Here is a 23542-nt window from a genome sequence, read left to right on the forward strand (position 1 = left end):
TATACGTCTTAATATAATATCCGTAAGCGTTATAATTAACCTTTTAATACTTACTGCAATTATATTTACATGCTAAAACTAATTATTAGGGGGTAGATAGATTATTTGTTATCCATCTCATTAACAACTTCCCAATTTTTAGGAACTCCAGTAATTGTATACTCCGCAGATTTTTTCATAAAATAAAGAGCAACCTCATCGACAGGATTTTTTCCAATAACCTTATCAAACATAGCGGATGCTTTGGGAAACTCTTTATTTAAGAAATGTCTCAACCCTTTCTCAAAATCTTTAAGTGTTTTCCGTTTCAACATTATTTGTGCCTCACTATCACCATCAAAACATTCATAAATACGAGTAACATTATGTTTTCCTTTAACCAAAACTTTCCCTAAAAATCTAAAATTAAATTTATCCTTATTAGCTAAGGCATCAAAACTTGTTTCACTAACTATAATATTTGCCCCATAATGTTTAGTTACACCTTCCATACGTGAAGCGGTATTAACAGTATCAGCAATTATTGCGGTATCATTTCGGTTAGGATCTCCTATAATCCCCATTATTAACTGCCCTGTATGAAGTCCCATGCCTACACAAATTGGCTCAAAACCCTCTCTTTGTCTTTCTAAATTATAGTCTTGAATGGTCTTTTGCATGTTAATACAGGCCCATAAGGCATCTTCTGCATGTTCTGGAAACAGCGCCATGATTCCATCACCTAAATACTGATTTACAAATCCATTGTTTTTTTGAATTATTGGCCCCATTCTGCCCACATAAGCATTAACAAATTTAAAATTCTGTTCTGGAGTCATAGATTCTGCTAAGCTTGTATACTCTCTAATATCTGTAAATAAAACCGTAATTTCTTTCTCTATATGATCTCCTAAAACAACATCGGTAATAGCTTCCCTCCCAACTGATCTTAAAAATTCAAATGGTACAAATTTACTAGTAGCTTTATGAATACCATACAAACTTAAATGTGTTTTTATTCTACTTAATAGTTCATTTTTGGAAAAAGGTTTTGTTAAATAATCATTAGCACCAACATTAAAGCCTGTTACCAAATCACTCACCCGGTTTTTAGCCGTTAACAAGACAATGGGTAATTCACTGGTTAAATAACGTTTCCTAATAGTTTCACACACCTCATAGCCCGACATATTTGGCATCATAATATCTAAAAGAATTAAATCGAATTCATAACCTTTATCAAGAAGCCCTAAAGCTTCTTTTCCACTACCAACTTCATGAACACCGTAACCAGCTACGGTTAGATGGTTTTCTAGAACCCTGCGGTTTATAGGCTCATCATCAACAATTAAAATATTGATTTCTGCTTTTGTTTGAATAAATTCGGGTTCCTCATCTACCAAATTATTATTAGTTAATGACTGAACATGTTCCTCTTGGTTATTAATTTCAGTTTTAGAAATTTTACTACGTTTTTCTGAACTCAGAGGTAAAGTAAAACTAAACTCAGAGCCCTTATTAACCGCTGAAGTCACCTCAATTTTACCACCGTGTAACTCAACCAATTGTTTAGTTACTGATAATCCTAATCCGGTACCTCCATATGTTCGTTCAGTAGAACCATCTACTTGCTCAAACGATTTAAAAATAGTATCAAACTTATTCTCAGGTATTCCTATTCCGGTATCTACTATTGAAATTTGTAAGACTTCATCCTTCTTTTTAGCCCTTACCTCAATATTACCTTCTTTTGTAAATTTAATAGCATTCCCTAAAAGATTATACAAAATCTGTTGTAGCCTATTTTCATCTGCATTAACCAATGGAACATCTTTGGGAACTGAATTGATTAATTTAACAGACTTTCCTTTTACAAATACCTCAGAAAGCTTGAGGGCTAAATTAATTACAGGATATAAATCCAGAGGCTGCAACGATAAAACAATATCTTTATTTTTCAATTTGGAAAAATCTAGAATATCGTTTACCAAATTTGATAACCTCTTACCACTATTTACAATCAAGTCTAAATTTTCAATTGCTTTATTAGGCAACCTACCAGCAACACCATCTTTTAAAGATTCAGACAAGCCAATAATACCATTTAATGGAGTTCTCAATTCATGAGAAGTATTGGCAAGAAATTCATCTTTTAACTTATCTATTTTTTGAAGTTCTTTTCTACGTTCTCTTTCTGTTTCCGCTTTAGCTAAAAGCTTTTCAGTTAGTATGGATTCTTCCTTTAATTTTTGTCTATATTTAAATCTTTTGAATAAGATAAAAAGAAGCAAAATGACGCCTAAAATTACACCTATTAAAATATTCCTGAATGTAGATTGTCTCTTTAACTGTAAATCTTTTATTTGCGCATCTTTTTCTAAAGCTACAATTGCGCCTTGCTTTTTTTCAGAATCAAATTTGGCCTGCAATTCCTCTATTTGCTGAGACTTAGTTTTATTATATAAGCTATCTTTTACTGTTATAAGATTTAAACTATGTTCATATGCTTTTTTGTAATCTCCTTTATCCTTGTAGAGTCTTGATAACTGATCATAGTTAGTTCTTAATCTATCAATATCTTTAATATTTTCTGATATTTTTAAAGCCTTAAGTAAAAAACCTTCCGCTAAATCATATTGCTTTAATTGATGGTAATTTTTTCCTATTTCCAGATAACTCATAGAAAGCTCTCTTCTTTGCTTAAGCTGTTCTCTAATTTTTAAAGCTTTTTTATGGTAATTGAGAGCAGATTGATAATTTCCTTTCAAATTGGAAACTTTACCTATAGCTTCATAATCGTAGGCCATTCCCCATTGACTCCCCAATTCTTCATCTAAAGAAAGTGCTTTATTAAAATAGTTTAAAGCTTTATCATAATCTTCTAAAAACAAATAAGCATCGCCAATATTATAATTACAATTGGCCATTTCTAATTTATTTTCTAATTCTTCAAAAAGTTTCAGTGCTTTATGATAGCTTTCTAAAGCCTTTTCATATTTAAAACTCTTTTTTAGCACTTCACCTATAGCATTATAGGTTGTAGCAATACTAAAGTTATCTTTTTTGTTTTCGTAAATTTTTAAGATATCATAGTAGATCCTTAGACTTTCATCAAATTTCCCCCAATCATCTAAAATTATAGCCTTTTGATATAAACTATTAGCTATTCCAAAACTATCATTCTTTATTCTTGGAAATAATAAAGCCTTTTCTATATGCTCTAAAGCTTTATCATAATTAGACAATTGTCTCTCAAGAACACAATATTGATAATTAGCTAAAGAAATTCCCCAATTAAAATTATCAGCCTTACTTATTTGATAAAAACTATCTATATACTTCCTAGCCAGAACTTCATCATTTCGTTGATTAAGGTATTCCCAAGCAATATTTTTTAATACCATGACTCTAATGGAGTCTGAATTTGCTTTACTTAATTCAAGCTTTAAACTGTCAACCTTGGAATTCTGACCCAATGCTACAAAAAAGCATAATGAAACAAAGATGCAGAGTTTGTATTTCATTAAAAAAAAGTAAAACGGTTGGTTATTATCTTATAAAGGTAAAAAATATAAAATAAGAGGTAATAAATGTAAAGAGTCAATTAATTTTAAATAGAGCACTTATTTTAATGAACTCTCCATAACTAAGAACGGTACATCAATACTAAAAGCAAATGTTTCTAGAGCATGTCTTGTAAATAACCTGTCTAAAAAAGAGTGTTTTTCGCTTATCATAGACAACATTTCAATGTCGTTGTCAACTAAATATTGATGCACAACACTAAATATATCCTTTATATTTACGTCAATATAATCATGAATAGCTTCTGGAAAATGCACCTTGAAAAAATCAATATTTTGCAATTGTTTTTGTGCTAAATGGTGCTCATCTGCCACATGTAAAACGTACAATTTTGAATTATACAATTCTAAAATATCTTTTAATACTTGTAATTCTTCAATTGAGTATAAATTAATATGATTAGTTGTAAATGCTATTTTACCCAGGCGTGTATATTTACAACCTTCAGGTATTGCCAAAACAGGAACATAGCAACGCTGCATGACTCTTGCCGTATTACTTCCAAAAAGAACTCGTTGTAAACCAGAGGCTCCCTTAGTACCCATAATAATTAAATCAATCTGATGTTTTTCTGTAATTTGATTTATAGAATCTATAAAATTATCATAATCCACAATTGAATGGAATTGATGATTATCATAACTATTCTTAAGTTTTAAACCAGATATAATATTATCTATTGATTTTTTGGCGGCATCAATTAATGTAGAGTAAATGGTAGTTGAAGATGAAACTACCATCATATCATCTGAAATAAATGAGGATGCTTTCTGAACATTTAAAATATAAAAATTACAAATTTCATCTTTCAATAATTCTGTAGCATAGTTTATTGCATTAAGTGAATTTTTAGAAAAATCTGTAGGTAATAATATAGTTTTCATTGTTCGCTAGAATTTGTAATTAAGTAAATTTATATCTACTCTTTTATAAATACTATGACAATTATCAGTAAAACAAATCGTTACATTAACTCAAGATTAAAAATTAGTATAATAAGTCAAAGCATTGTATTAATAAAACATTACAAACAAAAAAATTCTATATGACCCGTTTTACTTTTCTATTATTGCTATTATGGTCTTGCCCTTTTATTTGCAGTATTACCAATTTCCAATTTAGCAATAATACCGTCTGTGTTAGCCCTTATTTTTGGGCTTTTAGCTTATTATTACTCTAAAAAGACTGGACAACTAAAAAAATAATTCAATTCACCTTCTTATTAACTATAATAGCCTTGTCTCTAACTACCTATAAAGCCATATTCTCTGAAACTAAAGTAGCAGAGAATGAAGAACTTCAAGCCACAGAAATTCAATCTAAAGAAGAGGCAATTGAGGAACTTGAAGAAATTGATGAGACTGAATTTGAAGATATTGAACTTTAAGACAAAGCTTTTCTTTGTAATTTGTATATTTGAGAAGTAAAATTAGCTATTAAGTTCAACATAATCAGTTTCAGACTAAGTTAACGGTCTGTTCTGAAAATAGAGAGATCTCCCAAAAGATGAAAACTGTTTTCATGCTTATGGTACTTACTATTGTAGGTACCTGTGCAACCCCAAAATACACAACAAAAATTCAGAACCTTAAAGATAGTATTCTGTTAGTTGATAGTGCGGAGGTTGTAAAATATTCAAATACCATCAAATCAACAGAGTTAAAAACTCACCTTTACATTCTTTCTTCTGATGAATTTGAAGGAAGAGAAACAGGTAAAGCAGGTCATAAAAAAGCAACCCAGTTCTTAAAATCTTATTATCAAAATGAAAAAATAGAATCTGCTTATGGGGGCAACAATTATTTTCAAACCATCCCCGGGGATTTTTTTCAAAATAAAATAGAAAGTTCAGATAATGTTTTGGCGTTTATTGAAGGTTCAGAAAAACCCGAAGAAATTGTTGTTATTTCAGCTCATTTAGATCATTTAGGAATTGAAGATGATGGACAAATAAACAATGGTGCTGATGATGATGGCTCTGGAACTGTCGCCTTGATGGAAATGGCGCAAGCATTTAATCTTGCCAAACAAGATGGTTATTGCCCTAAACGTAGTATTTTATTCTTACACTTTACGGCTGAAGAACTAGGAAAAAAGGGCTCTGAATATTATACGAACCACCCTGCCTTTCCTATTGAAAATACTGTTACAGACCTTAATATTGATATGATAGGCAGAGTAGATGATTTACATAAAAATAATGAAGACTACGTATATTTAATAGGTTCAGACAGACTCAGCAAAGAATTGCATTATATATCTGAAAAAGTAAATAAATCTTACTTTAATATTGATTTAGATTATAGATACAATGCCATTGGAGAAAGAAATAGGTATTATTCCAGGTCCGATCACTATAACTTTGCATCAAAGGGAGTACCCGTAATTTTCTATTTTAATGGAGAACATGAAGACTACCACAAACCAACGGATACACCTGATAAAATAAATTATGAGTTATTACAAAAAAGAACTAGACTTGTCTTTGCTACTGCTTGGCAAATTGCCAATCAAGAACATAGAGTTGTAAATGATGAAGACAATGAACTGTTAAAATAAAATTTGAATAGTCATATTCTACAGGCTTTTTATATATTTTAGCCTTAAAACAACAACGAAATTATGCAAAAACTCTTATCTATTGTTTGTATTGTATTAATAATAACTTCATGTATTTCCTCAAAAAACAAAAAAAACACCGAAGATTCAGTTGCCCTGGAATATGCTAAAACCATTACCGCCGAGGAATTAAAAAAAATGCTCTATACTTATGCTTCAGATGAGTATGAAGGGCGACAAACGGGTGAAATTGGTCAAAAAAAAGCCATTGAATTCATTAAAAATGAATATATGGAAAATGAAATCCCTTCTCCAATAGCAATAAATGACTATTTTCAATACATTCCAGAATCTTTCTTCAATGGGCATGCTAAGGCATCTGAAAACGTATTAGCATACATTAAAGGCTCTGACATACCAGATGAAGTTCTAGTTATTTCTGCACATTTAGATCATATTGGTATTACTAATGATGGAGAAATAAATAATGGCGCTGATGACGACGGCTCTGGGACTGTTGCTATTTTAGAAATAGCAGAAGCTTTTAAAACAGCTAAAAAAAATGGTCATGGACCAAAACGCTCTATTCTATTTCTACATGTAACAGGTGAAGAAATTGGATTGTATGGTTCAAGATATTACACGGATGTTGACCCTATATTTCCATTAGAGAATACAATAGCCAATTTAAATATTGATATGATTGGTCGTGTGGACAAAAAACATGAGAAAGACCCAAACTATTTATACCTAATTGGCTCAGACAAACTAAGTAAAGAGTTACACGATATTTCTGAAGAAGTTAACAAGAAATATATTGATATGAAATTTGATTATACTTATAATGCTGAAAACGACCCAAATCGTTTTTACTATAGATCAGACCATTATAATTTTGCCAAAAATAATATTCCTGTAATATTCTATTTTAATGGTACCCATGAAGACTATCACAGACCTTCTGATACACCTGAGAAGATTAATTACGAACTATTGGAAACTCGTGCTCGATTAATATTCCATACAGCTTGGGAATTAGCCAACAGAAGCGAACGTGTTAAGTTGGATGAAGAGAAATCTAATTAATCCATCAACACGTATTCAGCTGCCACAAACTCAATAGGTTCTACCGGAAATAAATTTGGATTATCATCTACAACACTATAAGATAAAACACAGGAACTATTCGCTGAAATACTCGTACATTGATTATTAGGAACACTAGTAGCCGTAGCACCTCCCTCTATAGTTAAAGTTACTTGAGGAAAACCCTTAACCTCAAAATTATTTGAGTTGAAAAACTCAATTTCATATGACAAAGCATCTTCATTACTATTGGTCTGGGGTGTAAACACAAAACTTAGCAACTCATATGTAATCGGTTTTATAACAGTTTCTTCAACTGGAGAATCGTCTTTTGGGCATGAACAAAATAAAGTAAGAGAGAAAAACAATAAAAATATATTCAAATATTTCATAGTAAAAAATAAAAATATTTAACAAAAAAAGCCTTTCGATTTTCGAAAGGCTTTGTATTTTTGGGTGGAAGATCGGTCTCGAACCGACGACCTCCTGAACCACAATCAGGCGCTCTAACCAACTGAGCTACAACCACCATATTTATCGCACTAAATAATGCGAGTGCAAATGTAATTGATTTCCGTTTTTCTGCAAAGACTTTTTTGTTTTTTTAAACCAAAAAGATGTTATTATTTCAAATCAAATAAACTATTAACCGCAACATATCGTTCTACATTGAAACCTTCAGCATGCTCCACACCTATTAATCTTCCTAAATCTCTAGCTCTATATTCTATACTATCAATAAAATTCTTACTAGAAATAGGTGTTTCCGGCTCTTTACTATTAGCATTAAAAAACTGTGATTTATAGGCTAAAACAGCATCTGTCTTTTTATCCATAAAACCACTAACATCAACAACAAAATCAGGTTTTATATCTTTCCACTGAATATAATGGTATACATGCTTTGGTCTCCAAACTTCCTGCCAATCATCATCATCTTCAATTTTAGTATCAATTTTAACCAATCCACTTAAAAAACAAGTATCGCTTACTAATTTACTTCCTTTACTATGGTCTATATGCCTATCATCAATAGTATTACATAGCACAACATCAGGCTTATATTTACGTATCATTTTAATTAGTTCTATCTGATGGTACTTGTCATTTATAAAAAAACCATCAGCAAACTCCATATTAGTACGCATAGCTACATTCAAAATTTTTGCAGCATTAAAGGCTTCTTCATCTCTATCTTCTGCTGTTCCTCTAGTACCTAATTCCCCTCTTGTTAAATCAATAATCCCTACCTTTTTACCATTGGCTATTTCTTTAGCTATGGTTGCACCGCAACCCAACTCTACATCATCTGGATGTGCTCCTATGGCAAGTATATCTAATTTCATTTATTTAGTTATGTTAATTGATTAATCGAAAAAATGCCTGTTTATTTACAAATTCCACGATAGTTTTTTAGTTATTCTTATCTAACCACGTGCAATTCTTCAAAAGAAAATGACAAACTAGTAAAACTTGCAATTACGAAAACGTGTTCGTTAATAGTTTTATCAATTTTCATAGGCTAAATATAACAATAATTAAAAAATAAAGACTTCCTTTAAAGTATGACATTCGTCATAATTAATAGTAATAGTCAGTGGTAATTTTACACTGTAATAAAAAAGAAAAAATTAACAGGAAAACTTTTTGACATGTATACAATGCTCATAATTTTAGTAATAACCATTGGGTTATTTGTTTGGGGGAAATTCACACCAGATATTGTTGCACTTATCTCCATGATAAGTTTGTATTTAACTGGTATTTTAACCCCTTCCGAAACTTTAAGTGGATTTAGTAATCCTACAGTAATAATGATTGCAGCTCTTTTTATTATTGGAGAAGGGATTGCACAAACAGGATGGACTGCCCTAGCCGGTAAAAAGTTTGTAGAATGGGCAGGAAAAAGTGTTCCCAAATTATTGGTTATAGTAAGTTTGGGTGCTGGTGTATTATCTGGTTTTGTTAGTAATACTGGTACAGTTGCTACTTTAATGCCTTTAACCATTTCTTCTGCATGGAGTATAGGCACATTGCCTTCAAAAATGTTAATGCCTGTAGCTTTTGGGTCTAATACAGGTGGATTACTAACTTTAACTGGAACACCTCCAAATATTATTGCAAGTAATGCTTTAGTTGAAGCAGGATTAGATGGATTTTCATTTTTTGAATTTGGATTAATTGGTCTACCTCTATTAATAATAGCCCTAATATATTTTAGATATGTTGGCTATAAACTTTTACCAAAAAACAAAACCAACAACAAACCAGTTAATATTGAATCTACATTACACAATTGGATTGAAGCCTATAAAATTAACGATGATTACTATAGATTACGTATAAGATCTCTTTCTCCATTAATAGATACAAAAATTGAGAAATGGGATTTTGAAAACGAGTATAACATAAGAATAATTAGACTTAAAAGAAGACATCCAAATGTATTAAAAGGATACCCTAAGTTTGAAGAATTTCCCGATTTAGAAACTGAACTCAGGTATCATGACATAATTACTGTAAAAGGTGACACCGAAGCCATAAACAGACTAATGATTAGATTTAGACTTGGCTTGCTTCCTTTAGAACCTGAAACTACAGATGAATTAAAGCATAACTTAATTAACCAAGAGGTTGGTATGACTGAGGTTATTGTTAACCCAAACTCTATATTAGTTGGCAGAAAATACAAATTAGCAGAATACTTTAAAAGATATGGTATTCAATTATTAGCTGTTTCTAGAAACCACACCCCGATACTAGAGAAAGAAATTAGAGTTAAAGTAGGTGATGCTTTTCTTTTAAGAGGAACTTGGGACAGTATTGAAGATTTAAAAAAACAACATGAAAATCTAGTAATTTGTGGTAGTCCGGAAGGGATGGCTAAAAACGTAGAAAGCTTAAACTACAAATCTTATATAGCACTGGGTGCCTTACTTCTTATGATTGTTTTTATGGTATTTAAAATAGTTCCAGGTTCTATAGCAGCCTTAATATCTGCTGGGATTATTTTGTTAACACGCTGTGTGCCTATGGCCAAAGCCTATAAAGGTATAAGTTGGATAAGTGTTGTAATGATAGCAGCCATGATACCAATGGGAATAGCACTTCAAAAAACTGGTACTGCTCAATTAATAGCTAATGCCTTAGTTAATTATTTAGGGTCTGTTAGTCCGACATTATTATTGGGTGGAATATTCATTCTAACAACTACATTTAGTCAGGTAATAAACAATTCAGCTACCGCTGTCCTTATGGCTCCTATAGCCATATTGGCTGCAACTTCATTGAATTTATCACCAGAACCATTCATGATTGTAGTAGCTATTAGTGCTTCAACAGCATTTTTAACACCAATAGGAACAACAACAAACGCCATGGTAATGACCGCTGGAGGTTATAAGTTCATGAACTACCTTAAAGTAGGTGCTCCATTATTATTAGTATTTCTAATCATTACAATGTTATTGGTACCTGTGATATGGCCATTTTAAAAATAAAAAAACTCTTTATTAGGGAAAGTAAGTAGTAAAAGGATAACATAAAAAATACCTTTTTTAAACAATGCATCAAATGAAATACTATAAAGCATTCATAATATTTTTAATAAGTATGAGCAGTTTATTTGCTCAAACCCCTGTTGAAGATGAAATAGGAATCTGGTATACAATGGCTGGAAATTTTAGGGTTTCAGACAAAATAAGTATAAGTAATTGCATTCAATCATGGCAGTATGATATTCCAGATAACTTTAATTTATTAATTATAAACGCTACATTAAACTATCATATATCTCCAAAATTAACAACATCCGTTTCTTATGGGTTTTTAGATATTGATAATGGTTTTGAAAAAACTGGAACCCATACCTATGAAAATCGCTTTTTTGAACAAATAGGTTACAAACATAAATTGGTAAAACTCCCCTTTGATCACAGGCTTAGATTGGAACAACGAATACTTAACAAAGCCACTCCAATCGATAATGTTTTACACAATAGATTTCGTTATAGAATAGGCACCAAAATAAAACTTAATAACACCTTATTTATTAGGCTCCACAATGAATACATATGGACGGTACAAACAAAAAAGAATAATGGTTTTGATGAAAACCGATTATATGGAGCATTAGGAGTTAACATTTTTAAAGCGGCTAACATACAAATAGGTTATTTAAATAGAAAAATTAAGGGTTTAGACTTACACCGGTTACAGCTCGGTATCTATTATAAAATAGACTTTAGAAAAAACAAAAGTTAAATTAGTTAATTGGTTAGTTTAGTTATATTTGAAAGGACCAGGCAACAATTCTTGATAATTTGTTGCCTGACTCCATTTTTATAACCTTTACTGTTTTTACATCTAATTTCTTTAAAGATACTTTTAGGCCTCTAATAAGTTCTTTTCTGGACACTAATGAACTAAACCATATAAATTGGTTTTTAAACAAAGAACTTTCATATAAATAATTATGAAGAAAGGCTTTTTCACCTCCTTTATACCAGAGTTCATTGTACTTACCTGAAAAATTTCTAACTAAGTTTCCTTCAGGTTTATTGAGTCCTCTAAGCTTTCTAGCAGTTGCTTTAATAGCTTCTTTTTCTGATGTGTAAAATGGTGGATTACACATAGACGCGGAAAACCTTTCATCTTCGTTTAAAATATATTTTAAAATATATTTACTATCCTTTTGAAAACGTAATGAAACAGCATCATTTAAACTATTTTTATCTAGAATCTCCTGAGCAAATTGCAAAGAGGTATTATCAATGTCAGTTCCAACGAATTGCCAATTATACTCCGCATTTCCTAAAATTGGATAGACACAACTAGCTCCTGTTCCTATATCTAAAACCTTAATGTTTTCAGATACCTCATAAGAGTCCATTAAATCTTTTAAATAATGAATATAATCAACTCGTCCTGGAATTGGAGGGCATAAGTTTTCATCAGGAAAGTCCCAATACTTCATACCGTAATATTTGAATAACAAAGCCGAATTCAATGCTTTTACCGCCTTAGGATTTGCAAAATCTATAGTTCTAGTTTTATATTGATTGGTAAAAACAAATTTAGACAACCCAGGGTATACCGAACAGAGGGAATCAAAATCATATCCAAACTTATGTTTATTATTTATATGTAAGCTATTATTCATATTATACTTTAACCATTTTCCAATACCCCTTTCTAAACCAAAATACAGCAATTATTGTCATGACCACTTCACCTAAAGCCACCGCCCAAAAAACACCTGAAGGACCCAACTCCAACGTCATGGCCAATAGGTATGCAATTGGCAACTGTAAAAGCCAAAAACAAATCAAGTTAATGTAAGTAGGTGTTTTGGTATCTCCTGCTCCATTAAAGGCATTCAAGGTTATCATTCCGTAACCATACAATATATAACCGGCAGTAATAATCCTTAGACTTAAACTACCATATTTTACAACTTCTGGTGTATCATTAAACGCTTGAATAATCTGCGGCGCAAAAACTAAGTAGATAATGGAAACCAAACCTAAAAAAATGGAACAAAATTTAGCCGTAATTAATACCGATTTTTCAGCCCGTTCTGGTTTCTTAGCTCCTAAATTTTGTCCAACCAAAGCCGCAGCTGCGCTACTCATGCCCCAAGCGGGCATTAATGTGAAAAGCATAACTCTAATAGCTATAGTATATCCTGCCAAAACATCACTTCCGAATTCGCTCATAATTCGCATTAAAAATACCCATGACGAAGTCCCTATAAAAAATTGTCCAATACCACCCAAGGAAACCTTAATGATATTAAACATAATTTCAACCCTAAAAACTAGATCCCTAAAGGCAATTTTTATTTTACTATAACCATAAAACAAAATTGCTAATTGAAATAATACGGCTACACCCCTACCAATAGTCGTGGCTATAGCAGCACCTTCAACACCAAATGCCGGAACTGGCCCAAATCCAAATATAAAAATTGGGTCTAATATTATGTTTAATCCATTTGATAGTACCAAGGTCCACATAGAAATTGAAGCTTCTCCCGTTCCTCTAAAAATAGCATTGATTAAAAACAGGAGCATGATAGTCATATTTCCTCCTAAGAGAATTTTGGTATAGCCATATCCTTCTTCTATTAAATCAGGTTCTGCACCCATTAGCTCTAATATTTCCTTTGGATAAAATAAACCAACTGCACTTATTATTAATGCTACAAATACACCTAGAAATATCACTTGAACAGCTGCTTTTGAAGCTTCCTTATAATTTTTTTCTCCAACACGTCGTGCAACTATTGCTGTAGCCGCAATACTTAAACCAATGGCCACGGCATAGATTAAGGTTATAACAGATTCTGTCAAACCAATAGTAGCCACGGCATTAACACTAACCCTAGACACATACATTATGTCTACAAGCGCAAAAATTGATTCCATGAGCATTTCAAGAATCATAGGCACTGAAAGCATGAAGATAGCCTTTCTTATACTTCCTGAAGTAAACTCTTTTTGTTTACCAGTAATGGCAATTTTAAAATAAGAAATAAATTGTTTAAATGTAATTTTATTGGATAGCATTAAATATCTGAATTAATGATAGAAATGGCTAAAGGATGAGACCTTTAACTCTTTTGTGTCCTTAAGAATATGGACAATTACCGGAAGTCAATTTAAACAATCATAGGTAGCAAAGTTGTTGAAATAATTTTAAAATACAAAATGATTTTTTAGGCAACCTTTTCTATTTCAATTATATTCGCCAAAATTTTCACAATGCTAAAAGCTGTTATTTTTGATATGGATGGGGTTATTATTGATAGTGAACCCTTACATAACAAGGCATATCATGATATGTTTGATGAGGTGGGTATAGACGTTTCTAAAGAACTTTACGAGTCTTTTACAGGGCAATCTACCATTAATATTTGCAAGCGGTTATGTGAGCATTTTAACTTGGATGAATCTCCCGAAACATTGGTAGCTCTTAAGCGTAAGCATTACAAACAGTTTTTTGAAACTAATTCTGACTTGTCCCTTATTAATGGAGTTTTAGAGTTGATACAAAATTATCACCGTAATGGATTAACTTTAGTCTTAGGATCTTCCGCTGCCATGACTAGTATCAATCAGATTTTCGATCGTTTTGAGTTAAATCAATATTTCAAAGCCAAATTAAGTGGTGCTGATTTGAAAGAGTCTAAACCGCATCCTGAAATATTTATTAAAGCAGCTGAAGCTTCTGGGTTTAAACCTGAAGAATGCATAGTTATTGAAGATTCCACAAATGGAATTTTGGCAGCAAATGGAGCTGGGATTTACTGCGTTGGTTTTGATAGTTTCCATTCTAAAAATCAGGATTACTCTAAAGCTAATAAGGTTATTACAAATTTTGAAGAGATTTATTTTGATAGGGTTAGTACCTTATTAAACTAAAAAAATACAACTCTAACTTAATACAATTAAATCATTAAATACTTTATTTTAAATGAGAACTTAACTAAAACTTAGGTTAGCAAGTAAATAACAAAAAAAGCAACCAAACTGGTTGCTTTTTTTGTTATCTAAATTTATAATTTCTTAAATATGTAACGCTCTATTATCCGTAGCTGCCAAAGCTGCTTCTTTGATAGCCTCAGTAAATGTAGGATGCGCATGAGACATTCTAGAAATATCCTCGGCACTAGCTCTATATTCCATTGCAACAACCGCCTCAGCAATCATATCTGCTGCACGTGCTCCAACCATATGAACTCCTAAAATTTCATCAGTACTTTTATCTGCTAAAACCTTTACAAACCCATCGATATCCATACTTGCTCTACTTCTACCTAAAGCACGCATTGGAAATTGTCCTACCTTATAAGCTATACCTGCTTCTTTAAGTTGCTCCTCAGTTTTTCCTACAGCAGCAACTTCAGGCCATGTATAAACAACACCTGGAATTAAATTATAATTTATATGTGGTTTTTGTCCAGCTAAAGTTTCAGCAACAAATACGCCTTCTTCTTCTGCTTTATGTGCTAACATAGCACCTTTAACAACATCACCAATAGCATAAATATTAGAAGCGCTAGTTTGCAAATGATTATTCACCTCTACTCTACCTCTATCATCTAATTTTACTCCTGCAGCTACAGCATTTAATCCATCAGTATACGGACGACGACCAACAGACACTAAACAATAGTCTCCTTTAAACTCAACTTCTTGTCCCTTTTTATTAGTAGCCTTCACTATTACCTCATCTCCTGCTCTTTCAACAGCTTTTACTTGATGAGATACATTCATTTTAAATTTTTGTTTCTTTAAAACTTTGTTTAATTCTTTAGAAACACCCGCATCCATAGTTGGTACAATTCTATCGGCATACTCAACCACTGAAACTTCAGCACCTAATCTTTTGTATACTTGACCAAGCTCTAAACCAATAACACCTCCTCCTATAACAATTAAATGTTTAGGAATTTCTTTAAGTTTTAATGCTTCCGTAGAGGTTATTATACGCTCTTTATCAATATTAATAAATGGTAAGCTTGATGGTTTACTACCGGTTGCAATTATGGTTTTTTTTGCTTCAATTTCAGTAGTCTCTTCACCTGAAATTGTAATATGAGTAGCATCTTTAAAACTTCCTAATCCTTGGTAAACATCAATATTATTCTTCTTCATTAAGAAATCAATTCCTCCCGTAGTTTGATCTACTACGGCTTGTTTACGAGCAATCATTTTCTCTAAATTCACTTTAACATCACCAGGAATCTCAATACCATGCTCTTCAAAATGTTTTACCGCATCTTCATAATGGTGTGAAGAATCTAAAAGTGCTTTACTTGGTATACACCCAACATTTAAACATGTTCCTCCTAAAGTAGAATACTTTTCAATAATGGCGGTTTTCATTCCTAATTGCGCACAACGAATTGCTGCAACATATCCACCTGGACCCGAGCCTATTACAGCTACATCATATGAATTCATAAATTAATATTTGTAAAAATTGGTAAACCAAAAGTACAAATGTTTTATGGTTAGACAATAAAAAAATTATTAACCCATATAAGAATTGAATATCCCTTAATTAAGTTTATAAATATTAGTAAAAATGTAATCTTCTTATAACAATTCCTGTTTTGTTATAAACTACTTAAGTTTTTCAATTGAATTTAAAACCCAATTTAACTCCGGGTCATTCTTTGATTTTCTATCATTTACTTTCGGCAAAACCTTTATATCTGGTTTAATACCATAGCCATCAGGATTTTGCTTATAAGGGGCTTCAATTTGCATTAGCCCCATACTTATTTTTACTCCGGATGTTGGTAATTTATATACCCTATAAATACCTGCAACACAGCCATTGTATGCTCCACCAGTTTCTTCTCCAACAAATGTTGCTCTTTTGGTTGCCTTTAAATGTGTGGAAATTAATGAGGATGCTGAAAAAGAATTGCCGTTTATAAGAACAAACATTTTGCCTTTGTAATTTAAAGGATTTGGCTTTTTGGTTTTCGTACTTCCAAATTTATAATACAGCTTTCCATTTTTCTTTTTAGTTGTAATAAAGTTATGTGCAAAAATAATGGGAGACAATAAACCGCTGGCAAATTTTATACTATTGGGAGAGGTATTGCTCAGTAAGTATTTAAAAAATGGCGTTCTGCTATTAACTTCACTTTCCAAAATAAATTGATACTCCTTATCAATTAAATATGAATATAATTTCTCTATTTCTGCAATTCGTCCACCACTATTATCCCTTAAATCCAAAATAAAATAGTTTGTTTTAAGCGAATCCATTTTTGCAAAACAATCTTTATAAAACTTCTTATAATTACCATTAGTAAAACTTCGTAATTTCATATATCCAATAGTACTATCTTTCCCTATTAAATTAAAGTTTCTTGTATATTGCCTCCTTCTACTTATATAACCATATTTACGGTTATCCTTTCTTCTTTTCTTGGCAATTTCTTTTATTGTTTTTTTCTGCCCTTTTGATAACTTTTGGGGTGGTAACTTTTTCAAAGAATCTTTATGTGAAAGCCCTTTGTTTTCTCTTTTAGGAATGCGTTTTAATGTTCTTATAAAAAGTGAATCGTTCTTTCTAAAAGTGACCTGCAAACTATCAATATACCCTTTATCAAAATAATAGTACGCAATGAATCTTTTTCCAATGTGTCTATTGTGAAGTGTGGTATTATAACCATCAGTAGTGAAACGTTTTTTATATGTTTTTATGAGTTTAGAAACATGTTCTTTGTTAAATCTAATAACCTCTGCACCTACTAGTGATGTATCTTTACCTAAGGAGTTTTTAACCCAAAGCCTATCTTCTAAATACTCAAAATCTAAGTCGTAAAACTCAAATTTTTTCTCTTTAAGCTCCTTCCTTTCCTTTCTTTTAAATGCTTTACCACCTAAACTAATATTTACATGGCCATGCTTTACATGGGCCACAACTGGAGCCAATTTTCTATAAAATTCCCTAGAATTTATAGCCTTATTAATAGATCTTTTTAAGCTGTCAAATTTAAAATCTAAATCTTCTTTTGCAGTATACTGATATAGTCTTGGGTGATGCTTTTTTAATTGATTATAAACTTTGTCAATATCATCATGTAAATCTTCAACAGCATGTAAATTGATTAATTGTTCATTATACTTTTTAACGCTTATACAGGAAGCAAAAAAAACTAAAAACAAAAGTGAAAATAGAAGTTTTTTCATAAGTAAATTAAATTTGAAGCTATTGCTAAAATAACAGTATTCTTTATAATTTAAATACTAATTGCGTTTCTTTAACTTTTAGCAAAATGAAATAAAGTCTCATAATAAATTTCTTTACTTTTGTGCACCATGCAAAAAAATATAAACATATTAAACAAAAAGGCACGCTTTCAGTATGAAATACTAGATAAATATACGGCCGGTATTGTACTGACTGGAACCGAAATTAAGTCTATTAGAAGTGGAAAAGCGTCTATTGCAGAAAGTTTTTGTGAGTTTAATGATAGACATGAACTTTTTGTTGTTAATATGACTGTTGAAGAATATAGCCATGGCACATATTACAATCATAAACCCAAAGCTACACGAAAGTTACTTTTAAACAGGCGTGAACTTAAAAAGCTAGAAAAAGAAGTTCAAAATACCGGACTCACCATCATTCCTTTACGTTTATTTATAAATGACAAAGGATATGCTAAACTTGATATTGCTCTTGCCAGAGGTAAAAAGCTTTATGATAAAAGAGAAACTATAAAAGATCGAGATAACAAACGAAATCTTGATAGAATTAAAAAGAACTTCAAATAATTTATGAAATACTTAACCGTTTAAGTATTTCATATTCATTAATTTCATTCATTAATTATTAATCGTCTAAGATGAAAAATACCTTAATCTTATTTGTGGTTTTCTTTATCACAATTGGCACTTTGCAAGCTCAAAAAAAGTCTAATAAAGATGAAAAGCAAAACGTATTTGCTATTGATACAACCAAAGCCAACACTATAGATAGCACTATTAAAACATTGTACGCAACCATTTCTGGAGAAAAAGGTGAAAAACGAAATTGGGGACAATTCAAATTTTTATTTTATAAAGATGCCAAACTAATTCCTTCAGGAGAAAACAAAAAGGGTGAATTCAAATTGGCTTATATGACACCAAGTGATTATGTAAAGAGTTCAGGAAAATGGTTAGAAAACAATGGCTTTTTTGAAAAGGAAATACATAGAGAAACGCAGCAATTTGGTAATTTAGTTCATGTTTTCAGTACATATGAGGCATATTATAATAGTACTGATGAAAAGCCTTTTATGAGAGGAATTAACAGCATACAGTTACTATATGACAATAACCGTTGGTGGATTGTTAATATCTATTGGACTAACGAAACAGAAAAAAACAAAATACCTAAAAAATATTTACCGTAAACAATGCTTACTACATGTCTAAATTAACATATTTAAACGCTACTGAAGAAACAGGTAAAGCATTTTACCTTAGTGAAATTGAAGGGACAATAGTTATGCTAAATTTATTGAAATTCAGAAAATGGGCTGATTATTCAAACTTTAAGGATATTGACCCGGGAAAACAAACCTCTGGAGAAGAAGCCTATCAGCTTTATATTAAAAACACACTTCCTTTTTTAAAAGATTCAGGAAGTGAAGTTCTGTTTCAAGGCAATGCAGGTGGTTTTTTAATAGGGCCTGAAAACCAAAATTGGGATTTAGTTCTATTAGTTAAACATAAAAGTAAAGCGGATTTTTTGAAATTTGCTTCAAATAAAGATTATCTTAGAATTTCTGGACATAGAACAGCAGCTATTGAGGATTCTAGGCTTTTGCCAATAACTGAAACTTCATAAAACTAAAATGGCCAATTTTTTCACTGAAATATCACAAGACTTAAAAGCGTTTATTGAGAAACAAAAGATTTTTTTCGTGGCAACTGCAACCGATATGGGTAGAATTAATTTATCACCAAAAGGGCAAGATAGTTTTAGAGTTATAGAAAAAAATAAGGTTGTTTGGTTAAACTTAACAGGTAGTGGTAATGAAACTGCAGCGCATTTGTTAAAGAATGACCGCATGACTGTTATGTTCTGTTCTTTTGAAGGAAAACCTCTTATTTTAAGACTCTATGGAAATGCAAAAATATACCATGAAAGAGATATTGAATTTAATGAGTTCATAGATTTGTTTCCAAAAATAGCAGGAACCAGACAAATTATTGAAATGAAAATAGAATCTGTACAGACCTCTTGTGGATACGCAGTACCTTTTATGGATTTTAAAGAAGACCGTAATCAATTAAATTCCTGGGCTGAAAAACAAGGTGAAGAACGCCTAAATGAATACCGAAAAGAAAAAAACTCAAGGAGTATCGATGGGTTTGAGACTGGGCTTTTCTAGATTTAGAATTAGGTATTAACTTCGCTAATAGAAAACAAAACGCGGTTAACGTTTAACCGTTGACAGTTAACAAAACTAATTTTTATCTTCAAGAAGAGGTACAAACCTAAAATCACCATATTCATGCTGTTCAAATTCTTTTGCCGCTTTTCTAACAAATAAAGTCATGGTTTGAACATCTGTACCAACTGGAATTACCAATCTACCTCCAACTTTTAATTGACTCAATAATGGTTTTGGAACAAAAGGAGCTCCAGCTGTAACAATAATACCATCAAAAGGCGCTTCATCAGGTAATCCTTTATAACCATCACCAAAAATTAGCTTCTTTGCCCTGTATCCTAATTTTGGTAAAAATTTACTTGTGTTCTTAAACAATTCATTTTGCCGCTCAATACTATAAACCTTTGCTCCTAATTCACATAAAACAGCTGTTTGATATCCGCAACCTGTACCTATTTCTAAAATTTTAGCACCACTTTTCACTTCTAAAAGCTCTGTCTGAAATGCAACAGTATATGGCTGTGATATGGTTTGGTTTGCAGCTATGGGAAAGGCCTTATCTTGGTAGGCATGATCAATAAAACCAGAATCCATAAATAAATGTCTTGGCACATTTCCTATAGCATTTAAAACGTTATCATCTATTATTCCTTTGGCTTTTATTATGTTAACAAGCTGCTGCCTTAATCCTTGGTGTTTAAAAGTATCTTTCAATGTTGGTTAGTTTATTTCGCTAAAATTAGTCAAACATTTTAAAGCCTAAAATAATATTTAAGAATTTATTTTAAGGGCTTTTAAATATCATTTAATGAGCGAAAATTTCGCTGGAAATCATTAAATTCACCTACTAAATATTGTATTTTTGTTAAAAACATAAATTATATGCTAAACGCTGGTGTACTTGGTGCTGGCCACCTTGGAAAAATTCACTTAAGACTTCTAAATCAATCAAATAAATACAACCTTGTTGGGTTTTATGATGCCGACGAAAACAATGGTAAAAAAGTTGAAGCAGAATTTGGATATAAGTTTTTCAATACTATAGATGAACTTATAGAAGCCGTGGATGTTGTTGATATAGTTACACCTACACTATCGCATTACGACTGTGCAAAAAATGCTATTGCAAAAGGCAAACATATTTTTATAGAGAAACCTATAACAAATACTGTTGAAGAAGCGGAACACCTTAGAGAGCTTTTGGCTGAAAGTAAATTGAGAGGTCAGGTTGGACATGTAGAACGTTTTAACCCTGCATTTTTAGGAGTAAAAGACGATATAGAATCGCCTATGTTTATTGAAACCCATAGGTTAGCTGAATTTAATCCAAGAGGTACAGATGTTCCTGTGGTGCTAGATTTAATGATTCATGATATTGATATTATTCTAAGTCTGGTAAAATCTAAAGTTAAACATGTTTCGGCCAGTGGAGTTTCAGTTATAAGTGACACACCTGATATTGCGAATGCACGTTTAGAGTTTGAAAACGGTTGTGTAGCCAACTTAACGGCAAGTAGAATTTCACTAAAAAATATGCGTAAAGCCAGATTCTTCCAAAAAGACGCTTATATCTCAGTTGATTTTTTAGAAAAGAAATGCGAAGTAGTTAAAATGAAGGATGCGCCAGAAAACCCAGGAGATTTTGATATGATTCTTCAAAATGCTGAAGGAGTAAAAAAACAAATTTATTTTGACAATCCTACTATTGCAAACAATAACGCTATTCTAGATGAGTTAGAAACCTTTGCAGATGCCATCAATAATAACACAACACCAGTTGTAACACTTCATGATGGCACTGAAGCTTTACGTGTAGCTAATCAAATAATAAATTCTTTTTAAAATGCAAATCATAGCGGTTATTGGTGCTGGAACTATGGGAAATGGTATTGCTCATACTTTTGCTCAATGCGGATTCAAAGTTCAGCTAATAGATATTAATGATGTTTCTCTAAACAAGGGATTAGATACCATTGCTAAGAATTTAGATAGAATGGTTATTAAAGAAAAAATAACGGTAGCGGAGAAATCACAAACTTTAAATAATATTTCAACTTTTATTAGGCTTGAAGAAGGCGTAAAAAATGCTGATCTGGTTGTTGAAGCGGCTACGGAAAATATAGATTTGAAATTAAAAATATTCAAACAGCTTGACGAAATTTGTTCTGATGATACTATACTATCTACTAACACCTCATCTATATCTATAACCCAAATTGCGGCAACTACCTCAAGACCAAATAAAGTTATTGGTATGCATTTTATGAATCCTGTACCCATTATGAAGTTAGTTGAGGTTATTAGGGGGTATAGCACCAGTGATGATGTTACCAATAGCGTCATGGAACTTTCCAAATCTATAGGTAAAATTCCCGTTGAAGTGAATGATTATCCAGGTTTTGTTGCGAATCGAATATTAATGCCAATGCTTAACGAATCTATTGAAACCTTATACAATGGTGTTGCTGGTGTTGAAGAAATTGATACGGTTATGAAATTAGGCATGGCCCACCCAATGGGGCCCTTACAATTAGCAGATTTTATAGGATTAGACGTATGTTTATCAATATTAAATGTAATGTATGATGGCTTTAAAAACCCTAAATATGCTCCTTGCCCATTATTAGTGAATATGGTAAGAGCAGGGAAATTAGGGGTGAAATCTGGTGAAGGATTTTATGATTATTCTAAAAGCAAAAAAGCCGAAAAAGTATCTGCCCAATTTTTGAAATAATGTCAATAAAAGAAAACCTACTCAACATAAAATCTACCCTTCCTGAACATGTAACACTAGTTGCCGTTTCAAAGACTAAACCAGTTAGTGATATCATGGAAGTTTATCATACTGGACATAAAGTTTTCGGAGAAAACAAGATTCAGGATATGGTAGAAAAATACGAAATCATGCCAAAAGATATTGAATGGCATATGATTGGTCATGTTCAAAGAAACAAAGTAAAATATATGGCGAGCTTTGTAAGTTTAATTCATGGCGTTGATAGTTTTAAATTATTAGAAGAAATCAATAGGCAGGCCTTGAAGCATAATCGTGTTATTGACTGCCTTATTCAAATTAAAATTGCCTCAGAAGACTCTAAATTTGGTATCATGCCGCAAGTAGCAAAGGATATTATCCAGTCTAGAGATTTTTCTGATTTAAAAAACATTAAAATTGTGGGTCTAATGGGTATGGCAACATTTACACATGATAATCGTCAAGTTGAAAAAGAATTTAAATTACTAAAATCTACTTTTGAAAACTTAAAAACAATAAAAACTGAAAACTGCGAATTACAAACCATTAGTATGGGTATGAGTGGTGATTATAAATTAGCTATAGAATGCGGTAGTACTATGATAAGAATTGGAAGTAGCATCTTTGGAGCTCGAAATTATAGTTAATCAAAATATAATTAA

Annotated in this window: 22 protein-coding genes and 1 tRNA gene; 13 read left to right on the forward strand and 10 right to left on the reverse strand. The window is 31.6% G+C overall.

Annotation, left to right across the window (positions count from 1 at the left end; translation table 11 throughout):
* Positions 1–101: 101 nt before the first annotated feature.
* Positions 102–3503 (reverse strand): tetratricopeptide repeat protein, encoded by a 3402-nt coding sequence (locus N1F78_RS15225; RefSeq protein WP_406684030.1) that lies wholly within the window; start codon positions 3501–3503, stop codon positions 102–104.
* 99 nt (positions 3504–3602) lie between these two features.
* Positions 3603–4448: a universal stress protein gene (locus N1F78_RS15230; protein ID WP_406684031.1), complete on the reverse strand. Its 846-nt coding sequence runs from the start codon at positions 4446–4448 to the stop codon at positions 3603–3605.
* Positions 4449–4801: 353 nt separating this feature from the next.
* On the opposite strand from N1F78_RS15230, the gene N1F78_RS15235 reads away from it, so the two are divergent.
* From N1F78_RS15235 to N1F78_RS15245, 3 genes are all read left to right on the forward strand, one after another.
* Positions 4802–4951 (forward strand): hypothetical protein, encoded by a 150-nt coding sequence (locus N1F78_RS15235; protein WP_406684032.1) that lies wholly within the window; start codon positions 4802–4804, stop codon positions 4949–4951.
* Positions 4952–5070: 119 nt separating this feature from the next.
* Positions 5071–6123 (forward strand): M28 family metallopeptidase, encoded by a 1053-nt coding sequence (locus N1F78_RS15240; protein ID WP_406684033.1) that lies wholly within the window; start codon positions 5071–5073, stop codon positions 6121–6123.
* A 63-nt stretch (positions 6124–6186) separates the two neighbouring features.
* Positions 6187–7209 (forward strand): M28 family metallopeptidase, encoded by a 1023-nt coding sequence (locus tag N1F78_RS15245; protein WP_406684034.1) that lies wholly within the window; start codon positions 6187–6189, stop codon positions 7207–7209.
* Here the strand turns inward: N1F78_RS15245 and N1F78_RS15250 are convergent.
* The 3 genes from N1F78_RS15250 to bshB1 all read right to left on the reverse strand — a co-directional run bounded on the left by N1F78_RS15250 (position 7206) and on the right by bshB1 (position 8555).
* A complete protein-coding gene (locus tag N1F78_RS15250) occupies positions 7206–7601 on the reverse strand; it encodes a hypothetical protein (protein ID WP_406684035.1) in 396 nt (131 codons plus the stop codon). The two genes, N1F78_RS15245 and N1F78_RS15250, sit on opposite strands and share 4 nt — an antisense overlap.
* Before the next feature lie 62 nt (positions 7602–7663).
* Positions 7664–7739, reverse strand: a tRNA-His gene (locus tag N1F78_RS15255).
* Positions 7740–7832: 93 nt separating this feature from the next.
* Complete coding sequence (gene bshB1, locus N1F78_RS15260) at positions 7833–8555, reverse strand: bacillithiol biosynthesis deacetylase BshB1 (RefSeq protein ID WP_406684036.1); 723 nt, start codon at positions 8553–8555, stop codon at positions 7833–7835.
* Between the two features lie 315 nt (positions 8556–8870).
* Here bshB1 and N1F78_RS15265 point away from each other — a divergent pair, with 315 nt between their 5' ends.
* Both N1F78_RS15265 and N1F78_RS15270 read left to right on the forward strand, forming a co-directional pair.
* Complete coding sequence (locus N1F78_RS15265) at positions 8871–10703, forward strand: SLC13 family permease (protein WP_406684037.1); 1833 nt, start codon at positions 8871–8873, stop codon at positions 10701–10703.
* A 79-nt stretch (positions 10704–10782) separates the two neighbouring features.
* Positions 10783–11472, forward strand: coding sequence for a DUF2490 domain-containing protein (locus N1F78_RS15270; RefSeq protein WP_406684038.1), 690 nt, complete (start codon positions 10783–10785; stop codon positions 11470–11472).
* A gap of 22 nt (positions 11473–11494) precedes the next feature.
* On the opposite strand, the gene rlmF is transcribed toward N1F78_RS15270, so the two are convergent.
* Both rlmF and N1F78_RS15280 read right to left on the reverse strand, forming a co-directional pair.
* Positions 11495–12370, reverse strand: a complete 876-nt coding sequence (gene rlmF / locus N1F78_RS15275; RefSeq protein WP_406684039.1) for a 23S rRNA (adenine(1618)-N(6))-methyltransferase RlmF — start codon at positions 12368–12370, stop codon at positions 11495–11497.
* A gap of 1 nt (position 12371) precedes the next feature.
* A complete protein-coding gene (locus N1F78_RS15280) occupies positions 12372–13778 on the reverse strand; it encodes an MATE family efflux transporter (protein WP_406684040.1) in 1407 nt (468 codons plus the stop codon).
* Between the two features lie 195 nt (positions 13779–13973).
* Here N1F78_RS15280 and N1F78_RS15285 point away from each other — a divergent pair, with 195 nt between their 5' ends.
* Positions 13974–14633 (forward strand): HAD family hydrolase, encoded by a 660-nt coding sequence (locus N1F78_RS15285; protein ID WP_406684041.1) that lies wholly within the window; start codon positions 13974–13976, stop codon positions 14631–14633.
* Between the two features lie 144 nt (positions 14634–14777).
* Here the strand turns inward: N1F78_RS15285 and lpdA are convergent, their stop codons facing one another.
* Both lpdA and N1F78_RS15295 read right to left on the reverse strand, forming a co-directional pair.
* On the reverse strand, positions 14778–16178 hold the full coding sequence (gene lpdA / locus N1F78_RS15290; RefSeq protein WP_406684042.1) for a dihydrolipoyl dehydrogenase: 1401 nt from the start codon (positions 16176–16178) through the stop codon (positions 14778–14780).
* 162 nt (positions 16179–16340) lie between these two features.
* The gene (locus N1F78_RS15295) at positions 16341–17927 is read right to left on the reverse strand and encodes a S41 family peptidase (RefSeq protein WP_406684043.1); all 1587 of its coding nucleotides are present in this window, start codon (positions 17925–17927) and stop codon (positions 16341–16343) included.
* Positions 17928–18056: 129 nt separating this feature from the next.
* Between N1F78_RS15295 and smpB the strand changes: the two genes are divergently transcribed.
* The 4 genes from smpB to N1F78_RS15315 all read left to right on the forward strand — a co-directional run bounded on the left by smpB (position 18057) and on the right by N1F78_RS15315 (position 20122).
* Positions 18057–18515: an SsrA-binding protein SmpB gene (smpB, locus tag N1F78_RS15300; protein ID WP_406684044.1), complete on the forward strand. Its 459-nt coding sequence runs from the start codon at positions 18057–18059 to the stop codon at positions 18513–18515.
* A gap of 71 nt (positions 18516–18586) precedes the next feature.
* Positions 18587–19138, forward strand: a complete 552-nt coding sequence (locus N1F78_RS15305; RefSeq protein ID WP_406684045.1) for a hypothetical protein — start codon at positions 18587–18589, stop codon at positions 19136–19138.
* A gap of 14 nt (positions 19139–19152) precedes the next feature.
* Positions 19153–19575: a DUF1330 domain-containing protein gene (locus N1F78_RS15310; RefSeq protein ID WP_406684046.1), complete on the forward strand. Its 423-nt coding sequence runs from the start codon at positions 19153–19155 to the stop codon at positions 19573–19575.
* Between the two features lie 7 nt (positions 19576–19582).
* Positions 19583–20122: a pyridoxamine 5'-phosphate oxidase family protein gene (locus N1F78_RS15315; protein ID WP_406684047.1), complete on the forward strand. Its 540-nt coding sequence runs from the start codon at positions 19583–19585 to the stop codon at positions 20120–20122.
* Between the two features lie 75 nt (positions 20123–20197).
* On the opposite strand, the gene N1F78_RS15320 is transcribed toward N1F78_RS15315, so the two are convergent.
* Positions 20198–20839, reverse strand: coding sequence for a protein-L-isoaspartate(D-aspartate) O-methyltransferase (locus N1F78_RS15320; RefSeq protein WP_406684048.1), 642 nt, complete (start codon positions 20837–20839; stop codon positions 20198–20200).
* Positions 20840–21007: 168 nt separating this feature from the next.
* Here N1F78_RS15320 and N1F78_RS15325 point away from each other — a divergent pair, with 168 nt between their 5' ends.
* The 3 genes from N1F78_RS15325 to N1F78_RS15335 are packed head-to-tail and all read left to right on the forward strand — an operon-like array spanning position 21008 to position 23527.
* Positions 21008–21967 (forward strand): Gfo/Idh/MocA family protein, encoded by a 960-nt coding sequence (locus N1F78_RS15325; RefSeq protein WP_406684049.1) that lies wholly within the window; start codon positions 21008–21010, stop codon positions 21965–21967.
* 1 nt (position 21968) lies between these two features.
* Positions 21969–22859 (forward strand): 3-hydroxyacyl-CoA dehydrogenase family protein, encoded by an 891-nt coding sequence (locus tag N1F78_RS15330; protein WP_406684050.1) that lies wholly within the window; start codon positions 21969–21971, stop codon positions 22857–22859.
* On the forward strand, positions 22859–23527 hold the full coding sequence (locus tag N1F78_RS15335; protein ID WP_406684051.1) for a YggS family pyridoxal phosphate-dependent enzyme: 669 nt from the start codon (positions 22859–22861) through the stop codon (positions 23525–23527). The genes N1F78_RS15330 and N1F78_RS15335 overlap by 1 nt, the downstream gene beginning before the upstream one ends.
* Positions 23528–23542 lie beyond the last annotated feature (15 nt).

It is taken from the genome of Seonamhaeicola sp. MEBiC01930, from assembly GCF_045277075.1.
In the GTDB taxonomy this organism is placed as follows: domain Bacteria; phylum Bacteroidota; class Bacteroidia; order Flavobacteriales; family Flavobacteriaceae; genus Seonamhaeicola.

Bases quoted from the DNA above. Each gene is read 5' to 3' on its own strand.
- N1F78_RS15230 (WP_406684031.1), bottom strand. From the start codon at position 4,448: ATGAAAACTATATTATTACCTACAGATTTTTCTAAAAATTCACTTAAT.
- N1F78_RS15245 (WP_406684034.1), top strand. From the start codon at position 6,187: ATGCAAAAACTCTTATCTATTGTTTGTATTGTATTAATAATAACTTCA.
- N1F78_RS15280 (WP_406684040.1), bottom strand. From the start codon at position 13,778: ATGCTATCCAATAAAATTACATTTAAACAATTTATTTCTTATTTTAAA.
- N1F78_RS15310 (WP_406684046.1), top strand. From the start codon at position 19,153: ATGTCTAAATTAACATATTTAAACGCTACTGAAGAAACAGGTAAAGCA.
- N1F78_RS15335 (WP_406684051.1), top strand. From the start codon at position 22,859: ATGTCAATAAAAGAAAACCTACTCAACATAAAATCTACCCTTCCTGAA.
- N1F78_RS15330 (WP_406684050.1), top strand. From the start codon at position 21,969: ATGCAAATCATAGCGGTTATTGGTGCTGGAACTATGGGAAATGGTATT.
- N1F78_RS15295 (WP_406684043.1), bottom strand. From the start codon at position 17,927: ATGAAAAAACTTCTATTTTCACTTTTGTTTTTAGTTTTTTTTGCTTCC.
- N1F78_RS15325 (WP_406684049.1), top strand. From the start codon at position 21,008: ATGCTAAACGCTGGTGTACTTGGTGCTGGCCACCTTGGAAAAATTCAC.
- lpdA (WP_406684042.1), bottom strand. From the start codon at position 16,178: ATGAATTCATATGATGTAGCTGTAATAGGCTCGGGTCCAGGTGGATAT.
- N1F78_RS15285 (WP_406684041.1), top strand. From the start codon at position 13,974: ATGCTAAAAGCTGTTATTTTTGATATGGATGGGGTTATTATTGATAGT.
- N1F78_RS15305 (WP_406684045.1), top strand. From the start codon at position 18,587: ATGAAAAATACCTTAATCTTATTTGTGGTTTTCTTTATCACAATTGGC.
- N1F78_RS15315 (WP_406684047.1), top strand. From the start codon at position 19,583: ATGGCCAATTTTTTCACTGAAATATCACAAGACTTAAAAGCGTTTATT.
- rlmF (WP_406684039.1), bottom strand. From the start codon at position 12,370: ATGAATAATAGCTTACATATAAATAATAAACATAAGTTTGGATATGAT.
- smpB (WP_406684044.1), top strand. From the start codon at position 18,057: ATGCAAAAAAATATAAACATATTAAACAAAAAGGCACGCTTTCAGTAT.
- N1F78_RS15265 (WP_406684037.1), top strand. From the start codon at position 8,871: ATGCTCATAATTTTAGTAATAACCATTGGGTTATTTGTTTGGGGGAAA.
- N1F78_RS15270 (WP_406684038.1), top strand. From the start codon at position 10,783: ATGAAATACTATAAAGCATTCATAATATTTTTAATAAGTATGAGCAGT.
- bshB1 (WP_406684036.1), bottom strand. From the start codon at position 8,555: ATGAAATTAGATATACTTGCCATAGGAGCACATCCAGATGATGTAGAG.
- N1F78_RS15225 (WP_406684030.1), bottom strand. From the start codon at position 3,503: ATGAAATACAAACTCTGCATCTTTGTTTCATTATGCTTTTTTGTAGCA.
- N1F78_RS15240 (WP_406684033.1), top strand. From the start codon at position 5,071: ATGAAAACTGTTTTCATGCTTATGGTACTTACTATTGTAGGTACCTGT.
- N1F78_RS15250 (WP_406684035.1), bottom strand. From the start codon at position 7,601: ATGAAATATTTGAATATATTTTTATTGTTTTTCTCTCTTACTTTATTT.